Source organism: Flavobacteriales bacterium, assembly GCA_016779995.1.
In the GTDB taxonomy this organism is placed as follows: Bacteria; Bacteroidota; Bacteroidia; order Flavobacteriales; family UBA7312; genus UBA8444.
The window spans coordinates 321,311-335,474 of the sequence record JADHMO010000001.1 but is presented as its reverse complement, the minus strand read 5'-3'; the positions used below and the strand labels follow the sequence as shown (position 1 = coordinate 335,474).

The window sequence follows — 14,164 nt, the reverse complement described above, 5'->3', positions numbered from 1 at the left end:
TTTAATTATTTATATTCTTCTTCTTCAGTCTGAGAGAATTTCCAATCACAATAACATCCGAGAACGCCATAAACAAAGCGCCCCACATAGGGTTTAGAAATCCTAAGGCAGCGATTGGTATAGCTACGATGTTATAAGAAAATGCCCAAAATAAATTTTGTTTGATAGTCTTTAGAGTATGCTTACTGATTTTGTAGGCTGTATCTATTTGTTTTAAATTATCCGTATTTAATAATACAACTTGTGCTGATTCTATGGCTACTTCGGTGCTTCCTCCTAATGAAATTCCAACATGTGCTTTTGCTAAAGCGGGTGCATCGTTGATGCCGTCTCCTACCATAGCTGTAAGACCATTTTTATTTAGCTCATCAATCTTTTCTAATTTTTCATGAGGTAAGTGCTCACCATAAATGTTATTTATTCCTATAGCTTGACCCACAAATTCACATTTACTAACTTTATCTCCACTTAATATTGTAGTTGTTAATCCTTGTTGTTTAAGCTTTGAAATAGTTTCTTTTAAATCGTGTTTTATCTCATCAGAGCAATTTACTCCTGCAAAAAAACTATTATTTTTATAAAGGTAAATTTGATGAGTTTGGTCTTCATGATTGACAAACTTAGCTGAGCCCAATTGGTAAAAATTTCCTTTCCACTTTGCTTGAATACCTTGCCCTTTGACTTCTTGGATTTCTTCTAATTCTAACAGCTCAGCCTTTTCCTCTAGTTCTTTGATAAATGACTTAGCAATAGGGTGGGAAGAATGCATTTCTAAGGTATATATTAAGTTTGTTACATCTTCGTTGTCACTCTCTTTACAAACTAGATTATCTATTTTAAAGTCACCTGTTGTTAGTGTCCCTGTTTTGTCAAAGACTATATTTTTGACTTTTGCAAACTCTTCTAAAGTATTACCACCTTTAATTAGAATTCCATTTTTAGCTGCTCGTCCTAAACCTACCATTACGGCTGTTGGTGTTGCTAAGCCCATCGCACAAGGACATGAAATAACTAATACCGCTATTGCTCGCATAACAGAATCTGATAGGCTGATGTCAAAGGCGTAATGATTTAGTATGAAAGTAAATAGAGATATAAATAAAACAAGAGGCACAAAAATACCACTGACCTTGTCACCGAGGCGTTGTATGTTAGGCTTATTATTTTGGGCACTTTTAACCAATTTAATGATGTGAGATAAAACAGTTTCTTCACCCACTTTTTTGGCAATCATTTTAATGTTACCATCAAGTAACAGTGTGCCTCCAATTACTTCTTCATTACTTTTTTTAAGAATAGAATGGCTTTCACCAGTCATCATGGATTCATCAAAAAAACCTTCTCCTGATATGATAATACCATCTGTTGGCACTTTATCTCCAGAATTAACTAGTAGGACATCATCTTTAATGATGTTTTTGAAAGAAATAATTTCTATTGAGCCATCTTTTCTCTCCCTTTTCGCTTCTAGGTTTTGAATTGAGCTGAGTTCCTTTATCGCTGTGGTAGTCTGTTTTACCGAGCGATGCTCTAAAACATTGCCTAAAAGGACTAGAGTTATTATAGTAGCTGTTGTTTCAAAAAACAAAAAATTATGAGCTTCTGGAGTACCCCAAAATATTAAAGTTCCTGTTACGCTATAGAAAAATGCTGCCGTAGTGCCCATCATTATCAAAACGTCCATGTTTGGTACTTTTGATTTTAGTGAATTCCAAGCACTTGTACCAAAATAGTAGCAACCAACAATGTAAACAGGTAAAGCCAAAAAAAACTGAATAATAGGATTATGTAGAATATGATTTTCATTTAAAAACATATGACTAAACAAAGGAATAGTCAGAATGAGACAAAACGCAAATAATTTTTCTACTGTATTATCCTCCTCAATTTCTTCAGTATTGGCTTGAAAACCAATAGATTCAATTTCTTTAATGACATCATCTATCTCTATGTTTTTAGATAAAAAATGAGCTTCAGCATTAGCAAAATCGACTTTTACTTCTTTAAATCCTTTTTTAGTGAGGTGTTTTTCGATTCCTTTTGCACAATTAGCACAAGTCATTCCAGAAATATTAAGACTCTGATATTTTTTAGTTGTGGCCATGGTATTATCAAAGGTAGTTTTTTATATAAAATTAGGCTAATATTTTTTCTAAATTTATATATTTGCCGTCCCAACGGTGGTTGTAGCTCAGTTGGTTAGAGCATCGGTTTGTGGTACCGAGGGTCGTGGGTTCGAATCCCATCATCCACCCAACAAAAAAGGTCTTGCATTTGCAAGACCTTTTTTTTATTAGATTTTTCACGAGATTTTTATCTCATATAGTTCATCAGCAATCGCTTAAACTGAGGAGGTTTTTGTGAGCCAGGAAAACTTTTAATCAAATCAAGATTGGTGTCGAGTATTACTGTGGAAGGCCAATAATAACCGCCATTATATGGCTCTACCAATTCGGCAAATAAATTATGTCTCCACGTTGATTTTGGGTCTTCTTCAATTGAAGCATCATTGGTATAGGTTACACCTTTGAAAGTAATAGCTTCCTTAGATTTGCCATCTAGAGTAACTGCATAATAATTTTCATTAATTAATTTAATTACTTCTGGGTCAATAAGAGTAGTTTCTTTCATCTCCTTACAGTATGGACAACCTTTTTTGGTAAATAATAATATCACTTTACGAGGTGACTTTTTCATTTTATTTTCAAGTTCTTCTAATGATATCCATTTAATAGCTGAATAAGCATTATTTGACTGAATGATTTGTTTAAGGTCGGTTTCTTTTTTTACTTGATTAGCAGTATTTTCATTGCAAGAAACTACTACAAATGGCAAAATGAAAACCATTAAAGTGAATAAGAGTTGTTTCATTATTTATTTTTTAAGATAATTATTTGCATTGGCAATCCAAGGTGTTGGTCCACCAGCTAAATAACCCATTTTACCTAAAGCAGTAATTTGAGTTTTTCCGTCTGCTACTCCAACATTGAACATATGTAGTGTCGGATAACCTCTTACTTTAAAGAATTGTTGAAGCTCTCGATTTTGTTTTTTGATTTCTTCAGTTTGTGGTACTCGTCTAGGGTAGTCAAGTTCAAGAAGAATAACATTTTCTTTAGCCCATTTTTTAAAGGCAGGGGTTACAAAGACTTCTTTTTTTAGTCTAATACACCAACCGCACCAATCACTACCTGTAAAGTTAGCAAGAATAGGTTTTCCAGTTTTCATGGATAGTTCTGCTGCTTCGTCAAAATTTAGTAGCCAACCATCGTTTTTTTCTTGAGAATAGAGGTTTAAAGAGCCAATTAAAAGGGCACAAATTAAAAGGGTGTTTTTCATATCATTATATTTTTTAGTGAACACCATGCATCAATTTTTTAATAAATGGTGATATTATCATAACGAAAATTGAGATAAATATTGTGACAAAACCTATTTGAGCATAAATACTATTGTATTGCATCAGTGTTGCTACAGGTTCAGATGATAAATCAGGATTGCCCATAAACCAATTTCCTAGATTTGATAGCCAATTGCTTTCGGCACTACTTCCAGTTGTTGTAAGTTTAGCAAGAATTCCAGAGATATAATGAGCAAATGTGGAAGATAAGAACCATACACCCATCATAAACCCTACCATTTTTTTAGGAGATAATTCAGTCACTTTAGATAAACCAATAGGTGACAAAAATAACTCTCCAGTAGTAATTAGGAAATATCCAAGGAATACAAATAAAAATGGCACTTTTCCATTGTCGCCGATAAAATGTGCAGTAGCTGCAAAAATTAAAAATCCGAGTCCAAGTTGAAAAATACCTAAAGCAAATTTAATAGGAGTATTAGGATTTTTGTTCATTGCTCCTAATTTAGTCCACAGAAGACTAAATGGTATAGCTAGTAGTACAATGTAAAAAGGATTTATTGCATTGGTTTGCGAAGCAGTCATTCCAACTAGGTTGACACACTTGTCAATCCATACTGTTACTGAGCTTCCAGCTTGTTCGAAACAAGCCCAAAATATTGTTAAAAATACAGATAGAATAAGTATTGCAATTAGTCTGTCGCCACTGACTTTATCGTTTTGTTTAACTTTATAGTCGTAAATAATATAGGCGAGATATATTAATACAACTGCACCTACTACTGATAGAACATCACCTAAAACTGAGGATTGTGTGTCTAGAACGATTAAATACGCAAAAACAGGAACAGCCACAAAACCAAGTATATAGATTAAATTTGCTACTGAAATTCCAGATATTTTTTTGTTAATGTATTCTTTGGGTTGAAGCCCTTTGTCGCCTAAGACATTACTGCTAATACCTTTCCAGAAAACAACTAAACCAGCCAACATTCCAATACCAGCAGCTCCAAACCCATAATGCCAACCATAAACCTCTCCAAGATAACCACAGAATAATGGGGCAATCATTGCACCTAGATTTATTCCCATATAAAATATTGTAAATCCACCATCTCTTTTGATGTCTCCTTCTTCATACAAAGAGCCTACTAGTGTAGAAATATTAGGCTTAAAAAAACCATTACCCATAATAAGTAAACCTAAAGCTCCGTAAAAGAAAAAATCGGTAGGAAATGCCATAAAGAAATGACCTAATGCCATTAATATTCCACCATAAAGAATGGATTTTCTATAGCCTATAAATTTATCTGCTAGATAGCCACCAATCAATGGTGTTAAATAAACTAATGCTCCATAGGCGGCGTATATACCATATGCTACTTCTTCATTGTTTTCAAGATGAGAGTAATAATCTTTAATAAGATAAAGGGTTAATAATGCTCGCATTCCGTAGAATGAAAACCTTTCCCACATTTCAGCAAAAAATAAATAAAATAATCCTTTGGGATGTCCTTTCTTGTCTAAGTATGTTTTGGCAATTAGTAAAATAAGTATTGTAAAAACAACGTATGAAATAATCTGAAGCATAATTTATGTTTTTTTAAATTAAAAGGTCGAATATACTAATTTCTTGACTTATAATTTCTCTAAAATATAGTCTGTCATCAGCTTATATAAATGTAACCTAGTATTACCACCATAAATTCCATGATTTTTATCAGGATATACGAACAAATCAAATTGTTTATTGGCTTTAATAAGTGCAGAAACCATTTCATAGGTGTTTTGAACATGTACATTATCGTCAGCAGTTCCATGAATAAGTAAATAATTGCCTTTGAGACTATCAACGTGATTGATAGGGGAGTTATCATCATAGCCCGAAGCATTTTCTTGTGGGGTACGCATATATCTTTCGGTATATATATTGTCGTAATATCGCCAATTTGTTACTGGCGCAACCGCAATAGCTGTTTTAAACACATCAGCACCTTTAGTAATGGCTAATGAAGACATATAGCCTCCATAACTCCACCCTTGGATACCTATTCTATTTTCATCAACATAGGGTAGTTTAGCTAAATATCTATTGGCTTCTATTTGGTCAATGGTTTCGTACTTTCCTAGTTGAAGATAGGTCATCTTTTTGAATTCAGCACCTCTACCACCAGTACCTCGATTATCTACACATGCTACGATATATCCTTTTTGGGCTAGGTGTTGATACCAAAAGTAATTAAACCAACCCCATGAGTTAACCACTTGTTGTGAGCCAGGTCCTCCATATAAAAACATAAAAACGGGGTATTGTTTATTGGGGTCAAAGTCCGATGGTTTAATCATCCACCCATTAAGTTCTATATCTTCAGAGGTTGTAAATGAAAAGAACTCCTTTTTTGTCAAATCAAACTCTTCCATTTTATTACTTAAGTCTGCATTATCCTCCAATACTCTTATTTCTTTTCCAGTATGGTTATGAAGGCTAATGTAAGGTGGAGTGTCAGCAGTAGAGTAGGTGTTGGAATAGTATTTCATGCCATTACTGAATGTACTTGAATGTGTTCCTAAATCTTCTGACAGTTTTGTTTTATCACTACCATCCAAGTTAATGCAATATAGACTTTTGTTAATAGCACCTTCTTCGTTTGAAGTGTAGAAAACTTTGTTGTCATCTTGGTTCATGCCATGGTATTTGGTAACCTCCCAATTTCCAGTCGTGACTTGCTGACTTTGCCCATTTTCTAGATTTACTATGTAGATATGGTTGAAGCCACTTTTTTCTGAAGTCCAAATTAGACTTTGGCCGTCATCGGTAAAGGTAGTGTTGTCGTGAACGTCGATATAATATTTGTCTTTTTCCGAGAATAGAATTTCAGATGTAGAATTAGTGGTATTGTAAAGAATAAAGTCTAGCTCATTTTGATGTCTGTTCATTGCAAGGATATAAAGCAGGTCGTTGGACTTAGTCCAATTCATTCTTGGTATATATTCATAAGATTTATTTAAAGAAATCGTTGTGGTTTCTTCATCATCAATATTATAAATATGTAAACTTAATTTTGAATTGTCTTCTCCGGCTTTAGGATATTTGAATTGGTATTGACTTGGGTAAAGTTCAGCATTGAACATATCCATAGAAAATTCTTTAACTTCACGTTCATCGAATTTATAAAAGGCTATTTTATTTCCGTCAGGTGACCAAAAGAAAGCTTGTGTTAAACCAAACTCTTCTTCATATACCCAGTCGGTGGCTCCATTGATAATTTGGTTTAGCTCTCCATCTGTAGTTATCTGAATGGTCTTGCCGTTGGATAAATCTTTGACAAAAAGGTTATTTGAATTGACATAAGCTACTTTGTCTCCAGAGGGTGAGAAGTCAGCATACATTACTTTATCATCACTTAACTTTTCTAGTTTATTAGTTTTCAAGTTGTAGATGTGGTAAATTGATTTTGAACTGTATCGATAAATTTTTTCAGTCTCATTGGCGAAAAGGACTTTCTTTTCATCTTTTGAAAAAGTGTAGTTACTGATATCGATTTCAATATTTTTAGAATCTACAAGTGTGCGAGTCTTCTGACCCGTACGAAAACTATACTTGTTGATTTGTGAATTATCTCCTTTTTTATCTAATTTACTATAGTAGTTTCCATCTTGCATAGAGTTAAAACCACTCACTGATTTGGGATAGAAATCGTAGGTTTCCCAAATGTTTTCAAGTGTTATCTCTTTTTTCTGAGCCAATAAAACAATGGGGAACATTAATATTAGATATATCTTTCTCATGTATTTTTTATGTTTTTAGTATGGCGAATTTACTTAATTTTGTTAAAATTATGGAAACAGGATATAAGAAGATAAGCGCAGAAGATTTAGATTTTTTCAATTCTTTTTTAGATGAAAAAGGAATATTTTCTGATGATGAAAGTATTAATGATTATTCTCACGACGAGACTGAAGATTTAAAGTTTTTCCCTGAAATTGTTTTAAAACCCAGCCATACTGAAGATATTTCTAAGATAATGAAGTATTGCAACGAACAAAATATAGCAGTAACTCCATGTGGTGCTAGAACAGGTCTGAGTGGGGGTTCATTGCCTGTTTGTGGTGGTGTAGCTATGAGTATGGAGCGTTTTAATAAAATAATAGAAATTGACGAGCGTAACTTACAAGCCACTGTTGAGCCAGGTGTAATCAATCAAGTTTTTAAAGATGCTGTACAAGCTAAAGGATTGTTTTATCCTCCCGACCCTGCAAGTAAGGGGAGTAGTTTCCTTGGAGGTAATTTAGCTGAAAATTCTGGTGGTCCTAAAGCTCTCAAGTATGGGGTGACTAAAGATTATGTTTTAAATTTAGAAGTGGTATTACCTTCGGGAGATATCATTTGGACAGGAGCTAATGTTTTGAAAAATTCCACGGGTTATAATTTAACTCAACTGATGGTCGGTAGTGAAGGAACCCTTGGCGTTATTACAAAAATTGTTTTCAAGCTAATTCCTCACCCATCACATGACCTAACGCTTTTAGTACCTTTTCGTTCTGCAGAAAAGGCCTGTGAGGCTGTTTCTGCTGTCTTTAGAGCAGGTATTACACCTTCGGCACTCGAATTTATGGAAAGAGATGCTATCGATTGGACTCTGAAATTTACAGATATGAATGTGCCAATCAACGAAGATATTCAAGCTCACTTGTTGGTTGAGGTCGATGGCAATGATATGGATATGCTTTTTAAAGATTGCGAAAAAATTACGGAGGTGATGGAGCAATACGATTGTGACGAAATATTATTTGCTGACTCCTCATTACAAAAGGAACAGTTATGGAAAATGAGAAGAGCAGTAGGAGAAGCGGTCAAAAGTAATAGCGTTTACAAAGAAGAAGATACAGTTGTTCCTAGAGCAGAATTACCTCAGTTACTAAAAGGGGTTAAGTCTATTGGCAAAAAGCACGGTTTTAAATCTGTATGCTATGGACATGCTGGTGACGGCAACTTGCATATTAATATCATTAAAGGAGATATGAGTGACAAAGCTTGGAACGAAGATTTGTCAAAAGGCATTAGAGAAATTTTTGAATTAACAGTTAGTCTTGGTGGTACGATTAGTGGTGAACACGGCATAGGATTAGTCCAAAAAGGCTATATGGATATTGCATTTTCTGAAGAAAATATTGCCATTCAAAAAGGTATAAAATCCATATTTGACCCTAAAGGTATTCTTAATCCTAAAAAAGTGTTTGTATAGATTAGTCTAAAATTACTTTCTTAACTGTCTTACCTTTTTTACCCATTAACTCGACAAGATAAATTCCAGAACTTAATTCGCTTAAGTCAAACTTTTCAAACAGAATGCCATTAGTGTAATCAGCTTTTCTTTGTTCAACAATCCTGCCTTGTAAATCCAATACTTCAATAAATTGAATATCATTATTCAATGACTGATGTTGAATGATAAATTCGCTAGTTGTAGGGTTGGGATAAAGTGTTGTATTTGCTAGGTATTCTTCTAAGGAAGCGCAATCAACAACTTTTAAGATAATAGAGTCATTCGAGTAACAGCCATTTTCATCTTGAGCTAATACAGAAATAATATTATCACCTAAACTTGATGCTGTACCAGTATAAAGCAAAGCGGAAAAGCTTTCATTCCATACTGCACTAGAGAATGTTGAAGCGATATTAAATGAGAATTCAGAACCTTTACATACGATAAGAGAATCCATTTCTGTTTGAATAACTGCTTGAATTGGCTCTATTGAGTTAATTTCAATTTCATCGTTTAGCTCACAACCATTAGCATCTGTTGCAATTACAGAATATATGCCACTACTACTTACAGAAATAACGTTGGTGCTTTCTCCTGTATTCCAAGTGTATGAGTCTAAGCCAGATAAACATTGTAAAAATATAGAGCTGCCTTCACATAAGACTTCATTAGAATTTATGTCGAAAGATTGTATCAATGGAATATTTATGCTTTCTGTGGCTATACATCCAGCAGAATCGTAAGCACTTACACTATATTCGCCACTTTCATAAACCGTTAAATTTGGATTAGAAGATTGATTACTCCATTCGAAAGAGGTAAAATTGCCTGAAGCATTTAGAATTACGCTATCATATGGGCATTCGCTTGTGTTTATTGTCAAAACCTCATTACTACCTATTTTTGCTTCAACTGCTAAACACGGACTAGAGCATATCTCTTTGACTCTCCAGTTGTAGAAATAATAATAATAATCTGTTAAGGTTTCGTTACCCCAATAAGAACTAGTGATACTTAGGGTATTGTCATAATTGTAAGGGAAATAAAGAGGTACAGCGTTACCTGTTCTTTTAAACTGCGGATTTTCTCCTCCAAAATTAGCAATACTTACAGCATTATCTGTTGCCAATTTATAATTCAAGCCTGGATTTATCATGAAATCGAGAACTATAGTGTGAGGATTGTTGTCAGCAACAGGCACATTTTCGGTATGTTCTAAAAGGACATTATCGTTTTCATCAAGTAGTACAATTTTTCTTTCTCCCGCTTGGTTAGTGAAAACATCGACTGATTCAAGAATAAAACTTTCATAAGCACTAAATACTAAAGAACCTACACTAGATGCAGAGCTGCTGTATTCATTATTCCCTTCGTGTTCAGTCGGTCCTATATTTCCAAAGTTTAGAACTTCTGTAGTAGAAACATAAAATACTGTTGTAGCGTTAAGAACTTCTGTAGTGTAATTTTCTCCAGTAGCAAGTAAATTACCATTTAATGGACTATCGTACCAATTAATTTCTGCATTAGGGTTGTTAGATGTTGCGGTTAGTTCTAATGAAGAAGGAGTGCAACTTTCATTATCTGAAGCAATTGGCATATCCAATATATCAATAGTAATATTTTGATAAATAGTATCTGTTCCTAAACTGTTGGTAGCAACTAGTTTTACTTGGTATGTGCCGTCATTTAGGTATTGATGAGTGCTATTTTCTTCGCTAGAGCTATTATTGTCTCCGAAATTCCATTCAACAGAGCTAGAGTTTGAAGAAGTATTATTAAATGATACCAAGCCAGAGCATTCATCAACGATAGAATAATTAAAGGACGCCACAGGGGGAGCTGTAGATGGTAAATTAGTAGCCCAAACACCTCTGCCATAAGTTCCAGCAAATAAACTGTTACTATTGATATGATATTCTAATTCGGTAACAATTACATTGGGTAATCCTTGATTAAAATACTCCCAATTTGTCATTGAGCTGTCTTTATAGAAAACACCAATATCAGTCCCTGCAAATAGTGTTTCGTTAGGGGGATAAAACAAAATACAATTAGCCGGTAGGTTAGGTAAGTCATCTGAAATATTAGCCCAGCTTGTTCCCCCATCATTAGAATAAAACACTTTGTTTCCGCTGGAATATCCTGAGAATGTTATCCAAACTCTATTTTCGTCAGTAGGGTGTATTGCAATATCAGTAACGGTATTATTAGGCAAACTTGAACTTATGTTAGTCCAATTTTCACCTCCATCAATGGTTTTATAAATTTCTTCTGTTTCTGAAATATATATGACATCAGAATTTGTAGAGAGAGCAATGACGTCTATATTTCCTGAATTATTAAAAGTACCAGAAATCATCTCCCAATTAGAGCCATAATCTAGACTTTCATAAACGTTGTCATAGCCAATAACAATTCTACTTGGGTTATTTTGATCAATTTCATAAGGTGTTATCCAAGCACCATCTGTATCAGGTGCTATATCGTTCCAGCTTTGACCTCCGTCTGTTGAAATTGAAATAGCACCATAGTAAACCTCTGAGTACATAATTGATGGGTCAGTGGGGTCAATAGCACATTCCATTCCGTCACCACCTCTCACAGCATCCCAATCATTTTCGCTATTACATCTTAAGGTTCCATTATCTTGTGTGCCACCTATTAATAATCCATAATTGGATTGTGATATTCCTATTTTGTAGAATTGAGTAATCTGTAAGTCATCACTTATATCTGTCCAGATTATCCCATTATCCTCTGATTTATAAAGACCGCCATCATTTCCAGAGTAGAGTATTCCATTTGAAGGATTATATTTCAGTATATGTTGGTCAGCGTGAACATATTCAGTGTCATCAGCACCATACCAATGACTGCTTATATTGAAATCAACACCGCCATTGGTAGATTTCCAAATGTTAATTCCACCTGTAAAAACGATATCCTCATTAGTGGGAGATACTGCAAGAGCTAAATCGTAGGAACCTTGTCCATCTGCTCCCGAGCCATCAACCTCCCAGCTCAAAATATTAGGGCTGTTAGATTGTAATGTGAAATTATAACCCCCATCTGTAGATTTATAAAGACCACCAAATCCACCGCCACCAGCACTGTAAAGTATATAAACAACATTAGGGTTGGCAGGTGTTACAGCTACAACGGCTCTAGTGTTTCCTGAATTTGGAAGTCCAGAATCATTAGTGACATTGTTCCATGTTACACCATTGTCATAGGAACGGTAGTATTTACTTGTTCCGGTTGTAACAGCATATATATGATTAGAATTTGTTGGGTTAAATTCCATAGAAATCAAGTTTGGACCTTGAAGAACAAGTTCCCAATTTTGACCGCCATCAGTAGAGCGAAAAGTTTCGCCATATCCAGATTTTCTAGTAGAAACGATTAAAATATTGGTGTTGTTAGGATTTATAAGTATGCGATTGCCTCTATAAGCACTATTGATATTAAAGGATAGCCCTGTTGTATTCCAACTTTCGCCTCCATCTGTAGATTTCATTAGTCCGTAGGCGTAGGTGTCATCGGCATCTCTATCGCCAGTAATGATATACATTATGTCTGTATTTGTGGGGTCAATAGCAATATCAGAGACACCCAAATTAGGTAATAAATCAGTATTAGATGTCCAATTTTGACCACCATCTATTGATTTCCATAAGCCGCCAGAAGGGGAGCCCGCCCAGAGTATATTATCGTCATTTGGATTGAAAGTCACATTATTAATTCTACCAACTCCTCTTTTTCTTCCATTATTTTGTAATGGCACTTGAGTAGGACCATAAGCTTGCCAATTGGCCTCAAAAGGAGCTTGAGAAGTGCTTTTAGGCTGATTCATTAGCTTGTTATATTCAGTATATAATTGTTCGTATGGAAAAAAGCCTGAAGGATATACTCTAGGTTCCATAAAAGCCTCTCTTCTTTTAAACGGTTTCCAGCCTTTTCCTTTGCCTATGGTTTTATTCTCCCAATAGTTTTCAAAAGCTTCTTGAATTTCATATAAGGATTTTTCTTCGTTGTGAATGTCTTGCGCCCAATTTTTTTGAGCGAAAGAATAAATTGTTGAGAATAGAAAAATTAATGAAAAACAAAACGACTTGGACATAAAAAGCAATATATTTAAATGAGGTACAAATTTCAGCAATTAATTTGTCTTAAAAAACCAAATAAAAAAAAACCTTACTCATTCAGAGTAAGGTTGTATTAAATTTGGGTATGTTTTTAATCTCTGTTATCCAAATAAAGCATAATGTAATATGCCAACTGTGTAAGAGAAGCTAAAGCAGCCACCATATAAGTTCCAGCCGCCCATTTCAAAGCATCAACAGCAAGAGGGTGGTTTTGTTGATTGGTAATATTTTTTCTGTTTAGCCAAACTAATGCTCTATTACTTGCGTCAAACTCAACCGGTAAAGTAACTAGTGTAAATAAGGTTATTGCAGATTGAAAAACGATGACTACTAATAAGGCAGTATCTATACCAAACCAGCCTAAAAAACCAGCACCTAAAAACATCATTATAAAAATAAAATTTAACATTTTACTACTGAATGCTACTGCAGGCACCATAGCTGAGCGCATTTGTAGCCAAGAGTAGGCCGTTGCATGTTGTACAGCATGACCACATTCATGTGCCGCTACAGCTGCAGAAGCTACGCTACATTTGTTATAAACATCGGGACTTAGATTAACCGTTTTATCTGCTGGGTTATAATGGTCTGTTAGTCTACCAGGAACTGAAACCACTTTCACATCTCTGATACCGTGGTCTGCTAACATTTTCTCAGCAACATCTTTACCTGTCATACCATTAGACAAGGGAACTAGAGAGTATTTTTTGAATTTATTTTTAAGTCGGCTACTAACAATGCCACCAACAATCATAAAAAATATAATAATTAACCAAATCATAAATCTTGTTTTAAATAAGAGTACAAATTTAAGGAATAAGTCAGAATTAGAGCAAAAAAAAAGTGTATCATTTACGATACACTTTTCTTTAAATTTAGTTGTTTGCTTAGAATCTGTAAGCTAAACCTAATTTTAATTTACCATTTCTTTCATTGTTATCATCTTCTGATACGTTGAAAGTGTAGTTAGGCTCAACATAGAAACTTCCGTAAGCAGCGAAGCTGTAACCTGCACCTATACGTAGGTTGTCAGAGAAGTCCTCAGCAGTTGTGTTAGCTGTTAAGTAGATAGACTCATTCCAGTAGTAACGAGCAAAAACTCTAAAGTCTTCGTCATCACCAGCTGGGATAGTAGCACCTACAGTCCAAGTGTCATTGATCATGTAACCAAATCCGAAGTCTGTAGTTTCGCTAATACTATCAGTATCGAAATCTTCGATATCGATATCAGCAGTAACCATAAATTGTGCAGAAGCCATTAAACTTGTAAAAGCGATAGCTGCAGTTAAAAGCATTTTTTTCATAATTCTTTTTTTTGATAAAATAGATTAATAATATTTTGCAAATATCTTATAAATCTTATCATCTCACAATACTTTTTTGTAAAAATT

At 34.3% G+C, this 14,164-nt stretch carries 9 protein-coding genes and 1 tRNA gene; 2 read left to right on the top strand and 8 right to left on the bottom strand.

Going from position 1 to position 14,164, the window contains the following annotated elements:
* Position 1: 1 nt before the first annotated feature.
* Complete coding sequence (gene cadA / locus ISP71_01530; GenBank protein ID MBL6662758.1) at positions 2–2,104, bottom strand: cadmium-translocating P-type ATPase; 2,103 nt, start codon at positions 2,102–2,104, stop codon at positions 2–4.
* Between the two features lie 76 nt (positions 2,105–2,180).
* Between cadA and ISP71_01525 the strand changes: the two genes are divergently transcribed.
* Positions 2,181–2,254, top strand: a tRNA-His gene (locus ISP71_01525).
* Between the two features lie 59 nt (positions 2,255–2,313).
* Here the strand turns inward: ISP71_01525 and ISP71_01520 are convergent.
* From ISP71_01520 to ISP71_01505, 4 genes are read right to left on the bottom strand one after another with little or no spacing between them, the layout of a single operon-like run.
* Entirely contained in the window at positions 2,314–2,871 is a 558-nt protein-coding gene (locus ISP71_01520; GenBank protein ID MBL6662757.1) for a thioredoxin family protein, read from the bottom strand.
* 3 nt (positions 2,872–2,874) lie between these two features.
* Positions 2,875–3,339: a thioredoxin family protein gene (locus ISP71_01515; protein MBL6662756.1), complete on the bottom strand. Its 465-nt coding sequence runs from the start codon at positions 3,337–3,339 to the stop codon at positions 2,875–2,877.
* A gap of 13 nt (positions 3,340–3,352) precedes the next feature.
* Complete coding sequence (locus ISP71_01510) at positions 3,353–4,951, bottom strand: MFS transporter (protein ID MBL6662755.1); 1,599 nt, start codon at positions 4,949–4,951, stop codon at positions 3,353–3,355.
* A 48-nt stretch (positions 4,952–4,999) separates the two neighbouring features.
* Entirely contained in the window at positions 5,000–7,150 is a 2,151-nt protein-coding gene (locus tag ISP71_01505; GenBank protein MBL6662754.1) for a S9 family peptidase, read from the bottom strand.
* A gap of 50 nt (positions 7,151–7,200) precedes the next feature.
* Here ISP71_01505 and ISP71_01500 point away from each other — a divergent pair, with 50 nt between their 5' ends.
* A complete protein-coding gene (locus ISP71_01500) occupies positions 7,201–8,607 on the top strand; it encodes an FAD-binding protein (protein MBL6662753.1) in 1,407 nt (468 codons plus the stop codon).
* 1 nt (position 8,608) lies between these two features.
* Here ISP71_01500 and ISP71_01495 read toward each other — a convergent pair whose 3' ends face one another.
* The 3 genes from ISP71_01495 to ISP71_01485 all read right to left on the bottom strand — a co-directional run bounded on the left by ISP71_01495 (position 8,609) and on the right by ISP71_01485 (position 14,077).
* Complete coding sequence (locus ISP71_01495) at positions 8,609–12,748, bottom strand: T9SS type A sorting domain-containing protein (GenBank protein MBL6662752.1); 4,140 nt, start codon at positions 12,746–12,748, stop codon at positions 8,609–8,611.
* Between the two features lie 116 nt (positions 12,749–12,864).
* The gene (locus tag ISP71_01490) at positions 12,865–13,554 is read right to left on the bottom strand and encodes a zinc metallopeptidase (GenBank protein ID MBL6662751.1); all 690 of its coding nucleotides are present in this window, start codon (positions 13,552–13,554) and stop codon (positions 12,865–12,867) included.
* A 106-nt stretch (positions 13,555–13,660) separates the two neighbouring features.
* Positions 13,661–14,077, bottom strand: a complete 417-nt coding sequence (locus tag ISP71_01485; GenBank protein MBL6662750.1) for a hypothetical protein — start codon at positions 14,075–14,077, stop codon at positions 13,661–13,663.
* Positions 14,078–14,164: the final 87 nt, after the last annotated feature.